A 22,375-nucleotide genomic window follows, 5' to 3' on the forward strand; every position below is an offset into this window, starting at 1 on the left:
ATCTTTATGCTTCAGATTGGATGGATAAGGAAGCTGTATCCTATGTATGGTTACAGCTTATTATTAATAATTGCTTGTCTGGCGGCCTGTAGTAATCCTGACGTTAAAACAATACCACAAAAAATAGACTATATCCGGGCAATATCAGGAAAAAATGATTCTATCCCTGTTGCAATAGCCCAAAAAGGAGAAGTACTGATTGCTTATTCAGATTGTTACACTTGCCATAAGGAGAATAGAAAATCAATAGGTCCGGCTTTTAAAGATATAGCTAAAAGATATCCCGTTCAGCGTGTATTCATTGACATGCTTGCTCAGAAGGTAATTAGTGGCGGTAAAGGAGCCTGGGGAAGCGCCACGATGAGCGACCATCCAAAAGTACCAATTGAAGATGCTAAAGTAATGGTTAGCTACATTTTATCTTTAAAATGAATACCATAAAAACAAAAAGGGTATCTCAGTTTACAACACAACAAATAACCATTTGACATTAAAAGAAAAATAGGTACTTTTGCGGCTCAAAATTTTTCTCTAATGAGTCAATCTATAAAGATCAAAAACGCTTTAATTTCAGTTTATTACAAAGATGGTTTAGAGCCTTTAGTTCGCCTTCTGGCAAAACAAGGTGTTCAATTGTTTTCTACCGGAGGTACGGAACAATTTATTAAAGATTTAAATTTACCTGTTACCGCAGTTGAGGACCTTACCGGTTATCCTTCAATTTTAGGTGGGCGAGTTAAAACTTTACACCCTAAAGTTTTTGGTGGTATTTTAAACCGCAGAGCTTTAAGTTCAGATCAGGAGCAAATTACTCAGTACGAGATTCCTGAAATAGACCTTGTTATTGTTGACTTATATCCTTTCGAAGAAACACTAAAAGCTGGTGGTACTGAAGAAGAAATTATTGAGAAAATAGATATCGGTGGTATCTCTCTAATCAGAGCTGCTGCTAAAAACTTTAATGATGTAGTAATTCTTGCTTCTAAAGATGATTATTCAACTTTACAAGAGCAACTGGAAAACCAGGACGGAGAAACTACTTTAGCTCAACGTAAAGCATACGCTAAAAAAGCATTCCATACTTCATCTAACTACGATACTGCAATCTTCAATTATTTCAATACTGAAGAGCCGCTTAACGTATTTAAACAAAGTATCAGTAAAGCGCAAGTTTTAAGATATGGTGAAAACCCTCATCAGCAAGGTGTGTTTTATGGCGATTTAGATGCAATGTTCACCAAATTAAATGGAAAAGAGCTTTCGTACAACAACCTTGTGGATGTTGATGCTGCTGTTGCTTTAATTGATGAATTTGAAGCACCTACATTTGCTATCTTAAAACATACAAACGCTTGTGGCGTAGCTTCAAGAACTAATCTTTTAGATGCATGGAACGTAGCTTTAGCTTGCGATCCGGTTTCTGCTTTTGGTGGTGTATTAATTGCCAACAGAGAAATTGACCTTGCTACTGCAACAGAAATTAACAAATTGTTTTTCGAAGTATTGATCGCTCCTTCTTATCAGGCTGAAGCTGTTGAGCTTTTCCGTGCTAAAAAGAACAGAGTAATTTTACAACGTAACGATGTAGAATTAAGCCAAAAACAATTCAAAACTTTATTAAACGGAGTTATTGAGCAAGATAAAGATTTAGTTATTGAAGGTCCTGATCAAATGACCACTGTAACTGAAAAAGCACCTACTGCTCAAGAGTTAATCGACTTACATTTTGCAAATAAAATTGTAAAACATACCAAATCAAACACTATTGTTTTTGTTAAAAACGATCAGTTATTGTCAAGTGGTGTTGGTCAAACTTCAAGAGTTGATGCATTAAAACAAGCAATTGTTAAGGCTGAAGCTTTCAATTTCGACTTAAAAGGTTCGGTTATGGCTTCTGATGCATTTTTCCCATTCCCTGATTGTGTAGAAATAGCAGCTGAAGCTGGTATCGCTGCAGTTTTACAACCAGGTGGCTCTATTAAAGATGCTGATTCTATAAATATGGCTAATGAAAAAGGTATTGCAATGGTTACTACTGGTGTCAGACATTTTAAACACTAACTTTATTTGTCTCTCAATACAATAAAAAGACGTAGTTTTACATTACTATAGTACATAGAATTTTTAATACTTAAATTATCACCTATAAATGGGTCTATTTAACTGGTTTACACAAGAGGTTGCTATCGATTTAGGTACAGCAAACACCTTGATTATACATAATGACAAAGTAGTAGTTGATGAACCTTCAATCGTTGCTTTTGACAGACAAACAAATAAAATTATAGCGATTGGTAGGCAGGCCATGCAAATGGAGGGTAAAACCCATGATAATATCAGAACAGTAAGACCACTAAAAGATGGTGTTATTGCTGATTTCAATGCTGCTGAAGCCATGATCAAAGGTATGATCCGCATGTTAAATGGTGGTAAAGGCTGGATGTTCCCTTCGTTAAGAATGGTAATTTGTATCCCTTCTGGTATTACCGAGGTTGAAAAACGTGCGGTAAGAGACTCTGCAGAAATTGCAGGTGCCAAAGAAGTTTACCTGATCCATGAGCCTATGGCTGCTGCTGTGGGTATCGGTATCGACGTGGAAGAACCAATGGGTAACATGATCATTGATATAGGTGGTGGTACTACAGAGATCGCGGTAATCGCTTTATCAGGTATTGTATGCGACCAGTCTATCCGCGTTGCGGGAGATAACTTTGACTCTGATATTGTTAACTATATCCGTCGCCAGCACAACATCATGATCGGTGATCGTACTGCTGAAAAAATTAAAATTGAAGTAGGTGCTGCTTTGCCTGAGTTGCAAGATCCACCTGCTGATTTTGCAGTACAAGGAAGAGATTTGATGACAGGTGTTCCTAAACAAATCACTGTTTCTTATACCGAGATTGCACACTGTTTAGATAAATCTATCTCGAAAATTGAAGAAGCTATTCTTAAAGCTTTAGAGATTACCCCACCAGAGCTTTCTGCTGATATTTACCAAACTGGTATCTATTTAACCGGTGGTGGTGCATTACTTCGTGGTTTAGATAAACGTGTAGCTGCTAAAACGAAATTGCCAGTTCACGTTGCAGAAGATCCTCTTCGTGCAGTTGTACGTGGTACAGGTATCGCCTTAAAAAACATTGGCGGTTTCAAATTTTTAATGCAATAATTAAATGAAGATAAACTAAGGGCTTCCCTCTTATATTTAGAATATGCGTAACCTTTGGATTTTTATAAGCAGATATAACGCATTTTTCTTCTTCATCATATTCTTTACTATAGGAGTTGTTCTTACTGTAAGAAACAACTCCTATCAACGTAGTGTAACCATCAACTCAACCAATAAAATTGTGGGTGATGTTTACAACAACCTTAATGTGTTTAAAAAATACATGAACCTTGGTTCTGTAAATGATAGCCTGGCAGTAGAGAATGCGAAACTGAAGACGGAGATACTTGCCCTTAAAAATATAGACACAGCTAAGGATGTTGTCGTAAAGGACTCTATTGGAGTACCTCAATACACTTACCTTTCGGCCAGAGTTATCAAAAACTCTATTACAAACCGAAATAATTTCATCACTATTAACCGTGGTAAAGCTGACGGTATTGAAACCAATATGCCCGTTATTTCTCCAGGAAAAGGTGTAGTAGGTTTTGTACAGGATGTTTCAGACCATTTGGCAACTGTACGATCTTTATTGCATAAAGACACTCACATCAGTGTGAGCCTTAAAAGGAACAATGCAGTTGGTTCATTGGTATGGGGAGATAGAAACTCAGATTACAGAAAAGCTTATATTAAGGAGATACCTAATCACTTTAAAATAAAACTAAGGGATACTGTAGTTACATCAGGTTTCTCATTTTTTCCGTCAGGTATTCCTGTTGGTACAGTTAGCAATACCGGTATTTCTACCGGAGATAACTTCATGACTGTTGAAATTAATCTTTTTAATGATTTTAGCACTTTACAATATGTTTATGTCATTAAAAACAAACTAGCTAAGGAACAAACAGAATTAGAAGCGAAATTGCCCAATGAATAGTAGATTAGTATTAACAAACGTAGTTAGGTGGTTCATACTACTTTTATTTCAAATCCTAATACTTAGGAATTTGAGTTTCTACAATATGGCAACTCCTTTTGTTTACATATTGTTTTTGCTATTGCTTCCATTTGGCATTCCAAATCTGTTGCTTTATCTAATCGCTTTTGCTACAGGCTTAACTCTTGATGCATTTTATGATACATTGGGTGTGCATACCGCAGCATGTGTAACCTTAGTTTTTGTAAGAATACTTTTCATCTCAGTAACAGTAAGCAGAGATGGTTTTGACGAACCTGAACCCACTCTTGGAAACATGGGTATCAAGTGGTTTCTCTTATATGCTTTTTTATGCACATTTGCGCACCATATTGTACTGTTCTTTTTAGAAACTTTTAGATTAACAGAGTTTTCATATACCCTTCTGAAATGTCTTTTGAGTGGTGTTTTTACATTATTCCTCGTTACCTTAATTGAGTTTATATTTTATAACAGAAAGGTACGCTAATGGATAATCTGTTTAATCGAAAATACATAGTACAAGGATTATTTATTGTTGTTTCACTAATATTATTAGGTACTCTTTTCTATATACAGGTATTTAGCGACAAATATTTCCTTTCTGCAGAGAGTAACGTATTGCGCAAACTCTATACATTCCCCGCTCGTGGGGTTATTTTAGATAGGAACGAGAAAGTTCTTGTACAAAATGAGCCTGTATACGATTTGATGGTTATACCAAACGACGTGAAGGAGTTTGATACCATTTCACTTTGTAATATTATCGGCATTGATACTGCTAGATTCAAAAAAAGCTTCAAGAAAGCTTTAAATCAATCCAGGTTTCAGCCAAGTATATTTGAAAAGCAGCTTTCTGTAGATATATATCAATCTTTGTCAGAAAAACTATATCGTTTCCCTGGTTTTTTTGTACAAAGCAGAACGATAAGGCAATATCCGGATAGCATAGCCGGCCACTTTTTAGGGTATATAAAAGAGGTAAGTCCTACTGATATTGAAAGATCTGAAGGCTATTACAGACCCGGAGATTATATTGGGAAAACAGGTGTAGAGAAATCTTACGAAACTGCTCTAAGAGGAAAAAGAGGGGTTGTAAATATGCTCTATGATGTCCATAATGTACCTAAGGGTAGTTATGCAGAAGGCAAATTTGATACTTCTGCTGTATCCGGAGAACAGCTCATATCCTCACTCGACATAGGAATTCAGAAATTAGGAGAAGAATTACTCAAAAATAAAGTAGGTAGCATTGTTGCAATAGAACCTGCAACTGGCGAAATACTAGCATTTGTGAGTAGTCCGGGTTATGACCCTAATCTAATGGTAGGTAGGCAGCAGGGGAACAATTATATGAACCTGCTTAAAGATCCAAACCGTGCACTTAATATTCGTCCTATTCAGGGTTATTATTCACCAGGGTCTTCATTTAAGCCACTGGATGCTTTGATTGGCTTACAGGAAGGAGTTATTGATGAGAATACTACATTCAATTGTCCTGGGTATTTCAAGGTTGGAAATCACGTCACTAAATGTGAGCACGTAGATGGAAATATCGCATTGCGAAGAGCTCTTGCCAGATCATGTAATACTTATGCTTGTTATGTATTCCAGAAATTATTAACACAGAAAAAGTTTAATAGGAATTCGCGAGTAGCCTATGATTACTGGCAAAAGAAAGTAAAACTATGGGGTCTTGGAGACACGCTTGGTATAGATTTGCCGGGAGAACGTAAAGGTAGGCTATATGATGGAGCTTACTATTCGAAAAAATATAGCAAGTACTGGGGCTATTCAACGGTTATTTCATTAGCTATCGGGCAAGGAGAGATGGATGCTACACCACTACAAATGGCAAACATTATGGCTGCTATTGCTAATAAAGGTTATTTCATAAAACCACACCTGGTTAAATCTATCGGAAAAGACCATGTGATTAAAAAGGAATACCTAAAGAAAAACTATGTTGGTGTTGATGCAGCACGCTTTGGACCAGTAATTGACGGGATGGAAGAAGCGGTGAATTCTCCATGGGGAACAGCTGTAGCTTCAAGAATAGATGGAATTGTGATGTGCGGAAAAACCGGTACAGTACAAAATCCACGTGGTAAAAACCACTCTGTATTTATCGGCTTTGCTCCGCGCGATAATCCAAAAATTGCCATTGCTGTTATTGTAGAAAATGCAGGTTTTGGTGGTACCTATGCCGCGCCAATTGCAAGTTATATTACAGAAAAATATCTTAAAGATAGTATAGCTCCTAACAGAAGAGATAGAGTAGAGTGGATGAAAAAACAGGTAATACTTCCAGCTCCTCCAAAACCGAAGGTGAAGCCTAAGGCTGCCATTTTAGATTCTGCCGGTAAAGCAGATTCTCTAAAAAAAAGCATCAATAGTGCTGAGCCTAAAAAAACGATAGATTTACCCAACATAAAAAACCCAACTTTAATAAAACATGAGCAACCAGCAAAGCAATAGATTCTTCTTTAATGTGGATTGGATTACTATTCTGATCTATATTGCTTTGTGTACGGTCGGTTACGTAAACATCTATGCTTCGGTACCTTCACATAACAGTGCAGATTCTTCTTTGTTTAATTTTGGAAGCAATTATGGTAAGCAACTGATCTATGTTATCGCAGGTTTAGTTCTTGGCTTTTCCATTTTGTTGTTGGACGCCAAATTCTTTAGTGTCTTCTCTCCCATTGTTTATGGTGTTACGGTACTACTACTCATCATAGTTTTGATTGTTGGTCGAAATGTTGGAGGAAATCAAGCTTGGATATCCTTAGGAGGCGGGTTCAGACTGCAACCCTCCGAGTTTGCAAAGTTCGGAACAGCGCTACTGCTGGCAAGGTATATTAGTAGCTTCAGTCCTAAATTCAGAGATTTAAAATCAATAGCATTTGCAGCCTTAATTATGGGGATCCCTCTCATTCTTATCATGCTACAGCCAGACGCCGGATCAGCTTTAGTTTTCCTGGCGTTTATGTTTCCAATGTATAGAGAAGGGCTATCGGGTTATTTCTTATTGATCTTTTTAGGGATGATCGTTTTATTTGTGGCAGATTTCCTTGTTCCACTACAAATATTAATCCCTATTATCCTTGCAATTGGAGGCATCTTTGTTTATCAAAACAAACGAAAACAGAAGGTGATGTTTTCTGCCATCATTGTAACAATAGTTGCCATTGCTTATTTATTCGTTGTAAGGATAGCTTATGAAAAAATTTTAAAGCAGCACCAACGCACTAGGATAGAGCTAATTTTAGGATTAAAAATGGACCCCAAAGGAGTTGGATATAATGTTATACAATCTAAGATTGCCATTGGTTCAGGTCAGCTAACGGGCCGTGGATTTTTACAGGGTACACAAACAAAATACGGCTATGTACCGGCACAAAGTACAGATTTCATATTCTCTACAATTGGAGAGGAATGGGGCTTTGTAGGTTGCTTTGTAGTAATTGGCTTGTACCTATTCCTATTGCTCCGTTTAATAAACCTTGCAGAACGACAGCGATCCACATTCTCCAGAGTGTACGGCTATTGTGTGGCCAGTATCTTGTTCTTCCACGTATTTATAAATATCGGTATGGCAATAGGCATTGTGCCTGTAATTGGTATCCCATTACCTTTTATCAGTTATGGAGGATCTTCGCTTTGGAGTTTTACAATATTGCTGTTTATCTTCCTGAAGCTTGATTCAAATAGAATGGGCTTTATCTAAAGTCTACGAAAAACGCTGATTTAGCAATTCATAGAATTTATCAACAGTAGTCTGTTTTGCGTCCCAGTTATTTTTCTCTGCATAATTATTTTTCAAGAACGTGTCGGCCGTTTTAAGGTCCGGCATTTTATTGATCAGATCTATTGCTTCAGAATAGGCCAGGTTATAACCATTAAACAAATCCTTAATGTACAACAGTTTCTCATTAAGAGTTATTCCCTTTTTAAGATCCGTTATTGCAGGCTTACTACTTTCTAAATTCAGGTTAAGAGAGTTATTATTACTCTTCCCTGCCAGAATATCGTTTATGGTTGGCTTAAGATTGCCTACAAGCTCTTGTTGTGTAGGCTCCGGCGTACTTTCAACTACAACAATCTTAACAGGCTCAGGGGCTTTAAAAAGCGTAGGCTGCGGAACAGGTATCGGAGCAGGTTCTGGAGCTTTTACTTCTTCCTGAATCTGAACTATAGGTTCTTGCTTATAAACAACTGGCTCAGGGATCGGTTGAGGTTCAGGTGTAGCTTGAGGAACATAAACAGGTTCAACTATTGGTTCTGGAGTTACTTGTGGTACAACTTGCTGCTCAGAAGCCTCAATCTGAGCTTTACGCTCCATTAATCTTTGTTTTTCGGCAATAATGCGCTCTTCTTCTGCACTTAATGGTCTGTCAAAAATACTATCAACAGATTTTTCCTCAAAATCAAACTTATCACTTGATGAGGTATCATTCAAAATAAATTCAAAAGACGGCCTGTTATACTCAACTTCTTCTACTTCTTCCTCAACAACTACAACATTTTGCGCAACCACAGGTTCAGCAATTTCTGTAACTGTTTCTAAAGTATGTTCAGGTAATTCCTTTACAGGTTTACTGTTATTTAGTTTTCTTACAATTTGAACATGATCCGACAAGAAATTGGCATTCGCCAGAAACAACTCCAGCTCTAATTCATTAAGTTGTTCAGGATTTTGGGCTAAAAACTCGTACTGATCTTGAAGTTCGTTTAGTATTTGTCCGATTTTTTTGAAAATATCACCTTGGTTCATCATAGTTTAATAACGGAAGAATTGACTTTTTATGTTGGTAACTTGCCATTCAAAAGTACTACAAAATTTCGATATTAGCAGGCTATAAGTACTACAATACAATGTTATTCAGCGAACAAAATTACAGAAGAGGAGAGTTTTGCGGTAGCATAGAGGTAATTTGCGGCTCTATGTTTTCGGGTAAAACGGAAGAATTATTAAGGAGATTAAGAAGAGCTCAAATTGCTAAGCTGAATGTAGAAATTTTTAAACCTAAAACAGATACCAGATATGATGAAAATGCAGTGGTATCTCATGATTTAAATTCAATTCAATCAACGCCTGTCGAAACTTCATCAGCAATTTTACTTTTAGATGCAAACACTCAGGTAGTTGGTATTGACGAAGCTCAGTTTTTTGATGAAGACCTTCCTGAAGTTTGCAACAAACTTGCTCAAAAAGGAATCAGAGTTATTGTAGCCGGTTTGGATATGGACTTTCAAGGCAAACCTTTCGGGCCTATCCCTGCTTTGATGGCCATTGCCGAATTGGTAACTAAAGTAAATGCAGTTTGTGTACGGTGCGGTAGTCCGGCGATGTATTCTTTCCGTACGGTTGCCAGCGAATCAAAAATATTACTGGGTGAAAAGGATAGTTATGAACCCCGTTGCAGGCGCTGTTATCACCTAGCCGACAATGTGAGCTTAAATTAAAACTGGCAGAGTAAAGCCAAAGCTAGGCTAAGGGGCAATTTTTACATCGCTTCCCTCTAAGATATTTCTCACAGCAGTCTTTTTTCTTTTTATCTTTTTTATCCTGCTTAGATTTTTTTTTGTCTTTGTTTTTCTTTGACATGGCCTATATATCTATTAACAAAAAAAGGTACATACTGTTTTACCAGTATGTACCTTTATTATACCAGGGTAAACTGGCTAAATTAGATTAAGCCTCTCCTTCGTATTTGATCTGACCAACGTGTTTGTCAATCTGCCATCTTCCAGTTCCCTCTTCGCCGATTACATCAAACAATTCAACCGCGCGACGAGCTTTATATTCTTCTTCTCTTTGCTCTCTAAAGAACCAGTTTAAGAACTCAAGAGTTACATAATCCTGTTCTTTGTGACAACGAGCTGCTATACTTTTAATAGACTGAGTTACATTAATTTCCTGATCCAAAGCTTCTTCAAAAACCTCACGGAAAGAATTATATTCAATTTTGATATTTGTGACATCAGGAGAAATTGCTGTTCCACCCATATCCAAAACATATTTATAGAATTTAAGCTGATGCATTCTTTCTTCTTCTGCTTGCTTGAAAAAATAATCTGCAGAAAAATCATATCCATTGCGACTACACCACGAGGCCATCGAAAGATAAATAGCTGATGAGTGGGCTTCTTTTTTAATTTGCTGGTTTATAAGTGTCTCTACATCTGATGAGAGTAAGCACTTTGCGCGAATGATATCTTTCATAATTACTATCGTTTAATTGATATTGTAACATCAAAATTAATGCAATAAATTAAGAAAAGATAATATTAGAGTAATATGGAAAGATTCTAATTCTAAGTTAATCAGGCAACTATACGATGCAAACGATCAAATATGATGTGGTTAAGCTCTAACATTACGAACGTACCTTGCAGAAGCTCTTTTAATGCAATAATCTCTAAAATGGAAAGTACATAGCAATGATCACATGCACAGATAAAAATGATTTCAAGATCAGGAGCTTTAGTACTATTTAAAAGCAAGTCTTCTATATCGATGTTATAAACTGCTTTCTTAAGTTTAAGTAGGTTGCGGTAATCAAAACGGGCAAGTTTACCGGCAAAATCTATATACCAGCAATTCTCACTGTCTGATTGATAAATGGCACCATTCTTAGTATTAAATACTTCTGTAAAATTTATTGAAGGTAGTACAATTAAATCCTGCATGTTCACATTAAACTCTTGATATTACAAAGGTTGCTATTATTTAGAATTAATCCAAATCGTTTAGCGATTTATTTCAAAAAAAGGAGATAACTGTAAAAAGTCACCTCCTTTTTCAATCAGATTGAGAGCAAATTAGTTTATTCTAAAATCAATTCAATAACCGGAACTGCAACATTTGGCTTTTGAACCGGAAGGTTTAAGATCACATCTCCTTCATTAGTGGTTTCTGTAGTATGGCTACCAGCTTGCGTTGGTGAGTAGAACTTTACCTCAGAACCATCATTTAGTAACTGAGCGTACTTGAACTTACCTTTATAACCCTCAAGGTGCAGCGATTTAAATGGCCATTGCATCAGGTGTATATATAATCTTTTGCGTTCAGGATTATAAGTAAGGAAACAATTTTGAGGAATTTTAAATGAATCCGGAGCTTGGGTACATCCATATATCGAGCGACTATGTTGTTTCATCCACTCTCCTATCCCTTCCAATCTTTCATTCGCTCTTTCATCAAATTCACCTCTTGCAGTAGGCCCAACGTTTAGCAATAGGTTACCTCCTTTACTAACGGTTTCAATAAGCATCGCAATTAACTGCGGAACGCTTTTCCATGAGTTCTCATCCCTGTTGTAGCCCCACGACCCTGAAAATGTCTGACAGGTTTCCCATGGCACTTTTTCTCCATTTACCTTTATCCATTCACGCGGCATAAACTGCTCAGGTGTTTTAATGTCCCATCCCCAGTCAGTATTATCTAAATCCAAACGGTCGTTTACAATAATGTTTGGCTGAAGTTTGCGTACAAGTTTCAATAGGTTTTCAGAATCCCATTCTGCATGACCTTTACCCGGATAAGAAAAGTCAGCAAACAAAACGTCTATCTGACCATACTGAGTAAGTAACTCAGTTAGCTGATTTTTCATAAAAGCCTGATACTTTTTCATATCTCTGCCTTTATTTGCTGCATCGCGCTCAGCCTGTCCTGTTGGCGTTGGCGGATGAGTAGCATCAAACTCAAAATCAGGATGATGCCAATCTATCAAAGAATAATAGAAACCAACTTTTATACCTTCTGCTCTAAAGGCTTCAACCATTGGTTTAATCAGATCTTTCCCTATTGGCGTGTTTGTGGCTTTGTAATCAGAATATTTCGTATCCCAAAGGCTAAACCCTTCATGGTGTTTTGTAGTAATTACAAAATATTTCATCCCTGCTTTTTTAGCCATTGCTGCCCATTGCTTAGGATTATAAAGATCTGGTTCAAAAATGTTAAAGTACTTCTGATACTCTTCATCAGAAATCTTTTCATACAGCTTTACCCATTCGTGGCGTGCAGGTACAGAATAAAGTCCCCAGTGAATAAACATCCCAAATCGGGCATCTGTCCACCACTTCATTCGTTTAACTTTTTGTTCTTTGGTTTCTGTTGCCCAGGCAGGGCGAGTTTGTGCGCTAGCGAGTTTTGACTGAGAAATCATCAAAATCATTAGGACTAGGGCAATTCTTAAGGTTTTCATTAATGTGCTTGGTTTTTTAAAGATCAAAAATCATCATAAGCAGCTCTTTAAAAGCTTCACTCATGATGATTTCGCGGTTAGGTTTTATTTGTGTCTCGGTTAACTCAAAGAAAGGATGATTTACCTATAAAAAACTTTACACAATTGCCTAAATATTAAGCGATTTTGACATTTATAGTTTAGCAGCCATTACCTCATTTATCTTTCCATTTACTTTAACTTTTACCTTTTTTGGACTGCTCGACTTAATGCGATAGTTGGTAATCTTACCATCTTTCCAGTCCATATCCACAGTAAAATTCCCTCTTGCTCTTAAACCTTTAACTGATCCGTAATCCTTCCACGCATCAGGCACGGCCGGCAAAAGATCAATAAATCCGTCATGACTTTGTATTAGCATCTCTGCAATTCCGGCAGTTGCACCAAAGTTTCCATCAATTTGAAATGGAGGCCCAGCAGAAAGCATATTAGGATATACACCGCCACCAGCACCGTAATTGATGTCAGTCCTCAGTGTAGGCTTTAAAATCTCCTTAAATAGCTTAAAAGCACGATTTCCGTCATGTAATCTTGCCCAGAACAATAATTTATAAGCAATAGTCCAGCTAGGCCCATCATCACCCCTTACTTCAAGCGTTTTTTTAGCAGCCTCAGCAAGGCCTGGTGTTGAAAGCGGTGTAATTAAAGATGCTGGATATAAACCGTACAAATGTGAGATGTGACGGTGTTGTAAGTCTGTTTCTTTATAGTCCTCTATCCACTCCTGAATCCTTCCGTCTTTACTGACTACTCCTGCCGGAGGTACTGACTTCAGTTTCTCTTGCAGCTCATTTCTCAATTCCGCATCTACATTTAAAAGCTTAGAGGCAGTAATCACATTGGTAAACAATTCCCGAACAATCTGATTGTCGATAGTTGGCCCCATAGATATGCTCGCTGTTTTACCATTTGGGAGATAAAAAGTATTTTCTGGTGATACTGAAGGAGAGGTAACCAACCATCCTGTTTTAGGATCTTTTATCAATACACTTTTATAGAATTTTGCAGATCCTTTTAAAACAGGATAAATACTTTTCAAATAATTAACATCCTGACTAAAAGCATAATGATCCCACAGATTATTACACAACCAGCCCGAGCCTGCATTAGTTGCTCCCCACGAAGCACTTTCTCCTGGCTCTGTAAAGCCCCAAACATTTGTAATCACATGTGCAATCCAACCTTCAGCATTATAATACGCTTTTGCTGTTTTTTCTCCTGGTTTTACCAGACTCTTAACAAGTTCCGCAAGCGGCAAATTCAACTCAGAAAGATTAGACACCTCAACAGGCCAGTGGTTCATTTGAACATTCACATCTAGATGATAATCACCATTCCATGGTGTATTAATTTGGTTTGCCCATAATCCCTGAAGGTTTGGCGGAAGCAACCCTACTCTAGTGCTACTGATACTTAAATACCTTCCAAATTGAAAAAATAGCGCTGGCAAAGATTTATCGTCAGCAAAGTTCTTGTAAAAAAGATCTAATCTTTTATTGGTTGGAAGTTTTGCAGATTGTCCCTCTCCTAAATCAATGCTGACCCTCTTAAACAGTTTAGTATAGTTTGCAATGTGCTTGCTTTTTTGAAGTTCATAAGGAGTTTTTAAAGCAGTAGACAACAGTTGCTTTGTTTTTTCTTTAAATGGAAATCCTTTAAAATCTGTTGCAGCCGAAACATAAATTATTAGTTCGGTAGCATTTTTTACAACCAGAGCATTGTTATCCGCAGTAACTTTTCCTCCTTTTAGCTTTGTGTTAACCCTTGCCTGATATTGCATTCCTTTTCCGTCGGTTCCATTATCCAACTGTCCATACATTTGCAATTCAGTTCCTTCAGTTTTTACCGTAGATTTTTCTGGTCTGCTTATAGATATCCTGCAATTTAATTGCCCCGGTTTATCTGCTGTTATCCTAATCACATCAACATCACCTCCAAAACTTGTAAAATACTCTCTCTTATAATTTACCCCGTTTACTTTAAAGCTGCAGTTAGCAATGGCTTTATCCAAAGATAATTCTCTATGATATGCCTCAGCAACTACTTCATCAGGCTTTAAACTTCCATAAGTAAAATCAATTTCTAAATCTCCTAACACCTGGTATTTACCCCATTGAGCACCCCCAGAACCAGGTCCTTTACAAACAAAATCCTTATTTACAAGATCCTGGGCTTCATCATTTTTCCCTTGAAGTATCAGCTCTCTAATTTTTGGCAAGCTTTTATATGCTTCGTAATTATTGGCATCCTGAGGTCCGCCCGACCAAAGTGTAATGTCATTTAATACAATTTTCTCTTTGGATACTCCACCATCAGGCGTCATACCTAACCTTCCATTACCAAGAGGCAGGGTCTCTTCCCACATTTTGGCAGGTTTATCGTACCATAATTTTGATGCTTTTTGCTGGGCACGGATATTTAAAGTGGCTAAAGCCAACAAAAAAAGTGATAATAATAGTTTTCTAGTCATTTGTGTGGTTATACTTGGTTATCATTTAATTCCTAAATTATGGAGGAAGCATCCTTAATTAATCGAATTATCTCTCATCAGGCTACTAAATGTGAAGGTAAAAATACCTTACGTTGATTTCTTTTAAAATGCACAAACTTTAAAAAAGGATGGATTAAACTATCTCACCATCCTTTAAAAAAACTTACACTGCAAACAAAAATAGAACCTATTCATAGCTAAAAAAATAGTGTAAACATTCATCAGCATGAATTATACACTTACCAACAACACCTTTATCCACAACAAAAGCAATGACTAACATATATTTACAAAATAAGAATGTTCAATTCAATCAAACAACAAAACTCTACTAAACAGAATAATTCTTATACTTGTTTTACACAAGCGTATGAACGAGAAAAAAATACAGGATGGATTTGAAGGTGAGAAATACATCTGCATCCCAGAATCTGCATGGAAAAGTACCATCAAGGGAAACCCTGTAATGAACCAATTATATGTTACCTATATTGGGTATTTCCCCAAAGCCGCCTACCATTACAGAGAGCGGATGGATGGTTGTAGCGACAATATTCTAATCTATTGCACCAGAGGAAAGGGGTGGTTTGTAATAAACAACAAACGCCTAGAAGTTGGTCCAAACGAGTATATCATCATACCTGCCACAAAAGCACCCATGAGTTACGGAGCAGACATAAATGATCCCTGGACAATACATTGGGTACATTTTAGCGGAAAAGATATCGATTCTTTCAATAAAGGCTTTAACATTAATCTCTATGATGGCGCACAACAGATTTTACTAAATGAAAAAGGTATTCAAATTTGGGAATCGATGTATCAGAATTTAGAACTCGGCTACAGTAAGGAAAATTTAACTAATACAAATCTGTGTTTGTATCATCTGCTGGCAACTTTTCTTTATCCCGACAAACATAGCAACATTAAGGTTCAGGACGAAAAGAACATGATAAAGGAAACTGTAGCCTATATGAAAAACAGTTTAAGTGAAAAATTAACGGTCGAGGATTTTGCCAGTAAAAGCGGATTATCTACTTCACATTTTTCCAAAATGTTTAAAAAGTCGACAGGGATGTCTCCAATGGACTATTTAATTCACTTAAAACTGCAGCGAGCTTGTGTGCAACTCTACAATTCAGAAACCAAAGTAAAGGACATCGCTATTATGCTTGGATATGATGATCCTTTTCACTTTTCGAGGTTATTCAAAAAAAATATGCGCATCTCTCCAAATCAATACCGCGCTAACAGAAGGAAAAAGCTTGGATAACGAGCAATTTTTGAAGTGAAGCAAAGAAATTTCAAAAAAAATTAAAATAGTTTAGGTGGCCCTTTTCGTGATTTTACGAAAGCACAAAATTTATATAAAAATTAAACTCGCAGATAATCAGCGACTAATGCACCAAATTCAAACTATTTTAAAAAAAGATTTTGTGATCCAAAAAAAGACACTACATTTGCAATCCCAAAGGGGAAGTAGGTACGGTAGCTCAGTCGGTAGAGCAATGGACTGAAAATCCATGTGTCGCCGGTTCGATCCCGGCCCATACCACTTAAAAAGCTTCAGAGAAATCTGGAGCTTTTCTGTTTTAAAGCGGTTTTTGAAGTGTTTAAAAACTCTTTTGGATCAATTTACAATCAGTTCAACTTTATAAAGCAGTCGTTTATCATACCCCAAACACTTTACTAAATACTTACCTCTCCCAATTTTAATTGGAAATGTATTTTTCTTAGTAGGAATTACTTTTACAAAAATGGGCGTTACGGTAGAATCAATTACATAATTTGCATGGTTATAAATCGAAAACGCTGCTACACTGTCTTTTTTAGACGATAAATCCGGAATATCAATTTTAATCCCTTTAACCTCTCCAGTTGCAGGAAAACCTATTGGTTTGTTTTGCATATTTATGTTATTCCAGATTACCAGATCAGTTCCAGTCTTTAAATCTTCACCTGAATAAAGGAAAACATCTTCCATATTATTTGTCTCCAAACTCTTACATGAGCTTGTCATCAATGTAGTCTGATCAATTGTAAGAGGGTCTATTCCGGTCATCTCCTTAAAAAAAGCTGCCATTTTTTTTGGCGTTGAGTTTTCTTGAATATGGGCATACCCTGCCAGCACAACAACCCTGGAATCTTTATTTAATTTAAGCGACTGATCTACAATATTCTGAACCTGTCCCTCTTCTCGGTCGTCTGAATCGGTATCATACCCAATAATTTTAAATCCAATCGCCCTAGCTTTACAGACCAGGTTTGAGAACACAGGGTCCCGGATATAAATTCCATCATTAAAACTAACGAACCCATTCTTCATTACTGTTGAGGTATCACCAAGGCCTTCGAGTGCCAAATAAGTAAAACCCTGTTTATAAAGCCTATCCAAAAGCTCACCAAGAAAATAAGCATGCTGAGGCACGTGATGAGCGGTATTAAACATCACCACTTGCTTGTTAACTGTTTGACTAAGTATTCTTGCTGCTGCAGGTGCCAAATCCTTAGCATCTAGATTTTCCTTTTTAATACCCATAAAAGCCTCTGATGCTTTATTTGCAAGATCAAGATCACCACAAAACGAATAGTAAGTTGCTAAGGCCTGATCTGTGAAATTGCTCACGCCATAATTACCTCGCCTTTCAATCAACTTAAAAGGCGTCAAATAGCCATGGTCACTAAACAATTCCTCCGCATCCTCAAAAACATTTAATACAGACAACATGCTTTGCCCCTCTTTTATTCGTTTGGCACTATACAACATGATCGTATTGAATTCCTCTACCCTGCCTGTGGCCTTCTCGGATGGCAGATAATAAATTATTGATAAAAATCTGTTCTGATCTATGCGGATTAACCCTTCATAAGCATCCCGATTTTTATATTGTATTGTTTTAACCAGAAAAAAGGTCTGACCTTCTTTAGCATTTTTGTAATCAGAGAGCTGCATGGCACTCGAATTTCGAACTAAACCTATAACACTACAAGTAGCATTATCTTTTCCCTTAAAAGAAAACAAAAGAGCATCTGATTTATTAATATGAAATTTCTTAAGAACTTCTTTATCCAAATGATGCAGATTAGTAAGTGAAGTTCCAATTCCTGAATTTGCTGTATCTAATGGCATATTGCCGTAAAGTACTGCTCCGACCTTTAAGCTGTCATTAAAGTAATAGGTCATAAAATTACTTTCAACCCTCCCGCCTTTACTAAAAGTATAAGAGCGACATCCATACTGAACAAAAATGATGACCATTAGAAAAACACTGGATAGTTTACACATAAGTCATGTTAATTTAGAGTGATCCCTTTTGCTGTTCATTCCACACGCTTTTGCTCGGCTCCCTATTATTCGTTTAACACCAGCCACTTAAAAGTACCTGATTTATAGGCGTTTTCCAAAATTATCTTACGCTGTTCACAACTTGGCGCACTAAAAAATAATTTTTCAACGAAATCGAGAAAAGAATTACCTTTCTAACACTAAATAAAACAGTTATTCTTCAAAAAGCTCCTTTAATTTAATTTCGAGTTCTGCACCTCTCAAATTACTTGCTACTACCTTTCCTTTATCGTCAACCAAGTAATTGGAAGGAATTGCTTTGATATTCAATTTTTCGGAAATCGTTTTTTTCGGATCTTTTAGGTTTACAAACTTTTGCATTTTATCCATATCAACTACAGCCCGCCACAATTTGTCGTTAGCCTCCTTATCTATTGAAATAGTAATTATTTTAAACCCTAAGACACTATATTTATCAAAAGCCTGTCTCAAATTAGGCGTTTCTTCCCTACATGGCACACACCATGTAGCCCAAAAATCTATCAAAGTGTATTTCCCGAAAACATTGGTACTTTTAATTAGCTCATCGTTAACATTGCTCAAGGAAAAATCATACATCGTGTCATTTTTGCTAAGCTTAGGAGCTGTAGGATAAATGGTCTTAGTCACTTTTTCCATTTCAGCGATTGATTTATTTATCTGCTTACCTCCACCTGAATTTCTTAGTTTTTCTGAAAACATATTAAAGTATTCTCTTAACTCCCCTGGAGAATACCCTCCTATTAAAGAGGAAAGCCTAAAATGACTAAGTGCTACCACAGAACTCGTATTCTTTAAAACGGATGCCAAATTAGCGCTATCTGCTATTTTCATATAACGCAGTCTAACAATTTTCTTATCCAGTTTTTTCAATTCTTCTCCAATATCTGTCTTATCGATAACCCCCTGAATGCTATCAGCCTTTTTGTTGTAAAAATCACCTTGCGCTATAAAGGTATTTTCAAATTCATTTAGAGGCCCTCCAGACACTGAGTATTTTAAACTCCCTGAATTAAACACTACTTCCACATTTGGTTCAAAATAAATGACACGAGATAGGCTAATATCTGCACCTGTAACTGTATCGGCGTTGGCACAATAAACGTAACATAAAGGCCAATGACCTATAGAATCCGTTTCTCTATAGATTCCTGAAAAGCTAAATTCCTGATTTTTTATTGGCACTTTACCCAACAATTTCATTTGGCGATCAAAAAACAAGGCATTCTTAACAGCGTACTTGCCTACAACTTTACCTTTAATTGTATAGGCCTGGTCTTGAGAAATGGCATTTGATGCTATAATTAGCAAGATGAATAAATAAAAATATCTCATAATTGTTTACCCCCAATAAAATTCCGTGAATGATCTTTTTTAAAGAACTAAAAGCTTAGTACTAACTTAAAACTATTTATTTAGTTTTCAAAACAATCCCAAAACTTTCTGTTCCGAACCAGAAAATTCTATTTTTTACAAAAATTAACACTTCAATTTTTGTGAATTGCAGTAAATCTCTAGTTTTGTATCTATGAACGCGTATAAAAAAGAATGGATCGATTTGCTTTTGAGACAAAACTATCCAGGTTGGCTAATTGCCGACGATCGGAATCACATTTTTATAAATATTCCTGAAGATCAGGATTTAGAAGTTGTAATGGTCGATTTCAAGAAAAAAGTTCGTTCATTATCCCTAAAAATCAAAGCGAAACCCGATAAATTGGGCTTCTTTATTGGAAACAGTAAAGACAGTAGGTTTTATGAGTTAAACGCTTAACATATCGCATTTTTCTCTGCTTATTAAAGGACTTTTATCTCTATTTTACTGGATGCTTATTCATATTCGCCCTTAAATCGCCTTTCATTTGAATATCATTCGTCTCTGGCCGAACGAAGGGCGAACGAGAGTCCTAAACAAGTCCTAAAAGACGCGACTAAATTATAGAGTTAACCCGAAACCCCATTAGGGTTCTATTGAAGTCTAAAGATTAGGGAAAATTGATTTTATAAGCCTCCATTTCGGCGCACAAATTTTTCGCAGCTGGCCAGCTTTTGATATCCTGAAAATCTGATATGATTTCAGAATAATAGTCAATATACAGATTTAAAATTAAAAAACACAAAACACTCAATCCCTCCCTATATTTACAGGCATGACAACTTTTGCCGACAGGATTATCGAATTTAATAAGCAATTGGATTTTAGTGGTTCCCTTCCAAACAACATCAGGATAATGAATCCTTACAAGGAAAATCCACTAGCTCTGGCCTGTTCATCTACCTTTTACAAGAAATATTATAACGATAACGAACCAAGACACCTTATCTTAGGTATCAATCCTGGCCGTTTTGGCTCAGCCATGACAGGTGTTTCTTTTACCGATCCGAAAAGAATGGTTGGCAAATGCGACATTTCATTTTCGGGACAGATGACACATGAACCTTCATCAGAATACATCTATGAAATGATTGCCGCTTACGGGGGGATTAAAGAATTTTACAGCAAATTCTACATCCACTCTGTGTGCCCACTGGGATTCACTATTAAAAGCGCAAAAAGCAAAGAAGTTAATTACAATTATTATGATAATGCTGAACTTTTAAAAGCAGCTTACCCATTTATAATTGAAAATCTGGAGAAGCAAATCGCAATTGGCTTCGAAACTGACATTTGTTTTTGTTTTGGAACAGGAAAAAATGAAACATTTTTAAGAAAACTCAACAACGAAAAACAATACTTTAAAGAGATCATTGCATTGGAACACCCCAGATACATAATGCAATACAAATCAAAAAACAAATCTGACTACATCAAAAAGTACCTTAATGCATTCGAAAAATTCTAATTTTATGCATGCATAGCAATTTGTTTTGGCAGATTTATTTTTAACTTAGCAACACTAATAGAAAATCAAATGATAGCACAAATCATATTTATAGCAATTACACTGGCCGCAATAGCCCTGTTTAGCTATAATATCAAAAAAGTTATCCGAAATATACAACTAGGTAAGTCGGCCGACAGATCTGATCAGCCTCAAAAAAGGTTGATGACGATGCTCAAAGTAGCATTTGGTCAAACAAAGATGTTTTTCAGACCAATACCTGCTTTTCTCCATCTAATAGTTTACGCTGGCTTTGTTATCATCAATATCGAAGTTTTAGAGATTTTGATAGATGGAATATTCGGATCGCACAGAATATTTTCCGGTCTGGGTTTTATTTATGATTTTCTAATTGGCTCATTTGAAATATTAGCCTTTGGTGTTTGGCTTGGTTGTGCAATCTTCTTAATCAGAAGAAACGTGATTAAACTTAAGCGCTTCAGTGGGGTGGAAATGACCAAATGGCCAAGATCTGATGCCAATTACATCCTAATTTCTGAGATTTTGTTAATGACTGCTTTCTTACTGATGAACGCAGCAGATGCAAAACTTCAGGCTCTTGGAGCACATCACTATACCAACGCAGGAGCTTTTCCGATAAGTCAATATTTACAAAATCTTTTACCAAATTCTGAGGGAGCTCTTGTTGCCATAGAAAGAGGTTGCTGGTGGTTCCACATCATTGGAATACTTGCATTTTTAAATTATCTGCCTTATTCTAAGCACTTCCACATCCTGTTTGCATTCCCTAACACTTACTTCTCCAATTTGGAGCCTAAGGGCGAGTTTACAAACATGAAAAGTGTTACTAATGAGGTAAAAGCGATGCTTGATCCTTCATTTACACCAGAAGAGGCTGAACCAGGACGATTTGGCGCCAAAGACGTAAACGACCTTACCTGGGTAAACCTGATGAACGCTTACACTTGCACAGAATGTGGAAGGTGTACTTCCGTTTGTCCGGCAAATATTACGGGCAAATTGCTTTCACCTCGCAAAATAATGATGGACACAAGAGATCGAATGGAAGAGGTTGGAAAGAACATCGACAAAACGGGAAACGGTTTTGATGATGGCAAATCTCTTATCGATAGCTACATCAGCAGAGAAGAAATATGGGCCTGCACCAGCTGTAATGCATGTACCGAGGCTTGTCCTATCAACATAGATCCTCTTGCAATTATTACCGAACTTAGAAGATATGCGGTAATGGAAGAGTCTCAATCGCCGGCCAGCATCAATACAATGCTTGGCAATATTGAAAACAATGGTGCCCCGTGGAAATATTCTCCGGCCGACAGGTTTAACTGGGCAAAAGAAAGTTAACTAAAATATTAAATCTATTATAGCTTAAA

Annotated in this window: 19 protein-coding genes and 1 tRNA gene; 13 read left to right on the plus strand and 7 right to left on the minus strand. The window is 36.7% G+C overall.

Annotation, left to right across the window (positions count from 1 at the left end; genetic code table 11):
* The first annotated feature begins 6 nt into the window (after positions 1-6).
* From HQN83_RS14155 to rodA, 7 genes are all read left to right on the plus strand, one after another.
* Positions 7-432, plus strand: coding sequence for a c-type cytochrome (locus tag HQN83_RS14155; RefSeq protein WP_217277393.1), 426 nt, complete (start codon positions 7-9; stop codon positions 430-432).
* 102 nt (positions 433-534) lie between these two features.
* On the plus strand, positions 535-2,061 hold the full coding sequence (purH, locus tag HQN83_RS14160) for a bifunctional phosphoribosylaminoimidazolecarboxamide formyltransferase/IMP cyclohydrolase (protein ID WP_173090995.1): 1,527 nt from the start codon (positions 535-537) through the stop codon (positions 2,059-2,061).
* A gap of 88 nt (positions 2,062-2,149) precedes the next feature.
* Entirely contained in the window at positions 2,150-3,172 is a 1,023-nt protein-coding gene (locus HQN83_RS14165; RefSeq protein ID WP_048907325.1) for a rod shape-determining protein, read from the plus strand.
* 43 nt (positions 3,173-3,215) lie between these two features.
* Entirely contained in the window at positions 3,216-4,052 is an 837-nt protein-coding gene (gene mreC / locus HQN83_RS14170) for a rod shape-determining protein MreC (RefSeq protein ID WP_173090996.1), read from the plus strand.
* A 70-nt stretch (positions 4,053-4,122) separates the two neighbouring features.
* Positions 4,123-4,560 (plus strand): rod shape-determining protein MreD, encoded by a 438-nt coding sequence (locus tag HQN83_RS14175; RefSeq protein ID WP_317172506.1) that lies wholly within the window; start codon positions 4,123-4,125, stop codon positions 4,558-4,560.
* Positions 4,560-6,548, plus strand: coding sequence for a penicillin-binding protein 2 (mrdA, locus tag HQN83_RS14180; protein WP_173090998.1), 1,989 nt, complete (start codon positions 4,560-4,562; stop codon positions 6,546-6,548). The genes HQN83_RS14175 and mrdA overlap by 1 nt, the downstream gene beginning before the upstream one ends.
* The gene (gene rodA / locus HQN83_RS14185) at positions 6,526-7,800 is read left to right on the plus strand and encodes a rod shape-determining protein RodA (protein ID WP_173090999.1); all 1,275 of its coding nucleotides are present in this window, start codon (positions 6,526-6,528) and stop codon (positions 7,798-7,800) included. The genes mrdA and rodA overlap by 23 nt, the downstream gene beginning before the upstream one ends.
* 3 nt (positions 7,801-7,803) lie before the next feature.
* On the opposite strand, the gene HQN83_RS14190 is transcribed toward rodA, so the two are convergent.
* On the minus strand, positions 7,804-8,850 hold the full coding sequence (locus HQN83_RS14190; RefSeq protein ID WP_173091000.1) for a hypothetical protein: 1,047 nt from the start codon (positions 8,848-8,850) through the stop codon (positions 7,804-7,806).
* A gap of 98 nt (positions 8,851-8,948) precedes the next feature.
* On the opposite strand from HQN83_RS14190, the gene HQN83_RS14195 reads away from it, so the two are divergent.
* Entirely contained in the window at positions 8,949-9,539 is a 591-nt protein-coding gene (locus tag HQN83_RS14195; protein ID WP_173091001.1) for a thymidine kinase, read from the plus strand.
* 229 nt (positions 9,540-9,768) lie between these two features.
* Here HQN83_RS14195 and HQN83_RS14200 read toward each other — a convergent pair whose 3' ends face one another.
* From HQN83_RS14200 to HQN83_RS14215, 4 genes are all read right to left on the minus strand, one after another.
* Entirely contained in the window at positions 9,769-10,299 is a 531-nt protein-coding gene (locus HQN83_RS14200) for a ferritin (protein WP_173091002.1), read from the minus strand.
* A gap of 101 nt (positions 10,300-10,400) precedes the next feature.
* Complete coding sequence (locus tag HQN83_RS14205) at positions 10,401-10,766, minus strand: hypothetical protein (protein WP_173091003.1); 366 nt, start codon at positions 10,764-10,766, stop codon at positions 10,401-10,403.
* A 137-nt stretch (positions 10,767-10,903) separates the two neighbouring features.
* The gene (locus HQN83_RS14210) at positions 10,904-12,283 is read right to left on the minus strand and encodes an alpha-L-fucosidase (protein ID WP_173091004.1); all 1,380 of its coding nucleotides are present in this window, start codon (positions 12,281-12,283) and stop codon (positions 10,904-10,906) included.
* A gap of 172 nt (positions 12,284-12,455) precedes the next feature.
* Positions 12,456-14,792, minus strand: coding sequence for a glycoside hydrolase family 95 protein (locus HQN83_RS14215; protein WP_173091005.1), 2,337 nt, complete (start codon positions 14,790-14,792; stop codon positions 12,456-12,458).
* A gap of 391 nt (positions 14,793-15,183) precedes the next feature.
* Between HQN83_RS14215 and HQN83_RS14220 the strand changes: the two genes are divergently transcribed.
* Together HQN83_RS14220 and HQN83_RS14225 are read left to right on the plus strand one after the other, a co-directional pair.
* Positions 15,184-16,086, plus strand: coding sequence for an AraC family transcriptional regulator (locus HQN83_RS14220; protein WP_173091006.1), 903 nt, complete (start codon positions 15,184-15,186; stop codon positions 16,084-16,086).
* 209 nt (positions 16,087-16,295) lie between these two features.
* Positions 16,296-16,368, plus strand: a tRNA-Phe gene (locus HQN83_RS14225).
* 75 nt (positions 16,369-16,443) lie between these two features.
* Here HQN83_RS14225 and HQN83_RS14230 read toward each other — a convergent pair.
* On the minus strand, positions 16,444-18,099 hold the full coding sequence (locus HQN83_RS14230) for a hypothetical protein (protein WP_173091007.1): 1,656 nt from the start codon (positions 18,097-18,099) through the stop codon (positions 16,444-16,446).
* 213 nt (positions 18,100-18,312) lie between these two features.
* The gene (locus tag HQN83_RS14235) at positions 18,313-19,473 is read right to left on the minus strand and encodes a TlpA family protein disulfide reductase (protein WP_173091008.1); all 1,161 of its coding nucleotides are present in this window, start codon (positions 19,471-19,473) and stop codon (positions 18,313-18,315) included.
* A gap of 193 nt (positions 19,474-19,666) precedes the next feature.
* Between HQN83_RS14235 and HQN83_RS14240 the strand changes: the two genes are divergently transcribed.
* From HQN83_RS14240 to HQN83_RS14250, 3 genes are all read left to right on the plus strand, one after another.
* The gene (locus HQN83_RS14240; RefSeq protein ID WP_173091009.1) at positions 19,667-19,912 is read left to right on the plus strand and encodes a hypothetical protein; all 246 of its coding nucleotides are present in this window, start codon (positions 19,667-19,669) and stop codon (positions 19,910-19,912) included.
* A gap of 376 nt (positions 19,913-20,288) precedes the next feature.
* Entirely contained in the window at positions 20,289-20,981 is a 693-nt protein-coding gene (locus tag HQN83_RS14245) for a uracil-DNA glycosylase family protein (protein WP_173091010.1), read from the plus strand.
* Between the two features lie 69 nt (positions 20,982-21,050).
* Complete coding sequence (locus HQN83_RS14250) at positions 21,051-22,346, plus strand: 4Fe-4S dicluster domain-containing protein (RefSeq protein ID WP_173091011.1); 1,296 nt, start codon at positions 21,051-21,053, stop codon at positions 22,344-22,346.
* Positions 22,347-22,375: the final 29 nt, after the last annotated feature.

Origin of the sequence: Pedobacter foliorum (assembly GCF_013266735.1) — a bacterium.
GTDB classification, from domain to species: Bacteria; Bacteroidota; Bacteroidia; order Sphingobacteriales; family Sphingobacteriaceae; genus Pedobacter; species Pedobacter foliorum.

Bases quoted from the DNA above. Each gene is read 5' to 3' on its own strand.
- HQN83_RS14155 (WP_217277393.1), top strand. From the start codon at position 7: ATGCTTCAGATTGGATGGATAAGGAAGCTGTATCCTATGTATGGTTAC.
- purH (WP_173090995.1), top strand. From the start codon at position 535: ATGAGTCAATCTATAAAGATCAAAAACGCTTTAATTTCAGTTTATTAC.
- HQN83_RS14165 (WP_048907325.1), top strand. From the start codon at position 2,150: ATGGGTCTATTTAACTGGTTTACACAAGAGGTTGCTATCGATTTAGGT.
- mreC (WP_173090996.1), top strand. From the start codon at position 3,216: ATGCGTAACCTTTGGATTTTTATAAGCAGATATAACGCATTTTTCTTC.
- mrdA (WP_173090998.1), top strand. From the start codon at position 4,560: ATGGATAATCTGTTTAATCGAAAATACATAGTACAAGGATTATTTATT.
- rodA (WP_173090999.1), top strand. From the start codon at position 6,526: ATGAGCAACCAGCAAAGCAATAGATTCTTCTTTAATGTGGATTGGATT.
- HQN83_RS14190 (WP_173091000.1), bottom strand. From the start codon at position 8,850: ATGATGAACCAAGGTGATATTTTCAAAAAAATCGGACAAATACTAAAC.
- HQN83_RS14195 (WP_173091001.1), top strand. From the start codon at position 8,949: ATGTTATTCAGCGAACAAAATTACAGAAGAGGAGAGTTTTGCGGTAGC.
- HQN83_RS14200 (WP_173091002.1), bottom strand. From the start codon at position 10,299: ATGAAAGATATCATTCGCGCAAAGTGCTTACTCTCATCAGATGTAGAG.
- HQN83_RS14205 (WP_173091003.1), bottom strand. From the start codon at position 10,766: ATGCAGGATTTAATTGTACTACCTTCAATAAATTTTACAGAAGTATTT.
- HQN83_RS14210 (WP_173091004.1), bottom strand. From the start codon at position 12,283: ATGAAAACCTTAAGAATTGCCCTAGTCCTAATGATTTTGATGATTTCT.
- HQN83_RS14215 (WP_173091005.1), bottom strand. From the start codon at position 14,792: ATGACTAGAAAACTATTATTATCACTTTTTTTGTTGGCTTTAGCCACT.
- HQN83_RS14220 (WP_173091006.1), top strand. From the start codon at position 15,184: ATGAACGAGAAAAAAATACAGGATGGATTTGAAGGTGAGAAATACATC.
- HQN83_RS14230 (WP_173091007.1), bottom strand. From the start codon at position 18,099: ATGTGTAAACTATCCAGTGTTTTTCTAATGGTCATCATTTTTGTTCAG.
- HQN83_RS14235 (WP_173091008.1), bottom strand. From the start codon at position 19,473: ATGAGATATTTTTATTTATTCATCTTGCTAATTATAGCATCAAATGCC.
- HQN83_RS14240 (WP_173091009.1), top strand. From the start codon at position 19,667: ATGAACGCGTATAAAAAAGAATGGATCGATTTGCTTTTGAGACAAAAC.
- HQN83_RS14245 (WP_173091010.1), top strand. From the start codon at position 20,289: ATGACAACTTTTGCCGACAGGATTATCGAATTTAATAAGCAATTGGAT.
- HQN83_RS14250 (WP_173091011.1), top strand. From the start codon at position 21,051: ATGATAGCACAAATCATATTTATAGCAATTACACTGGCCGCAATAGCC.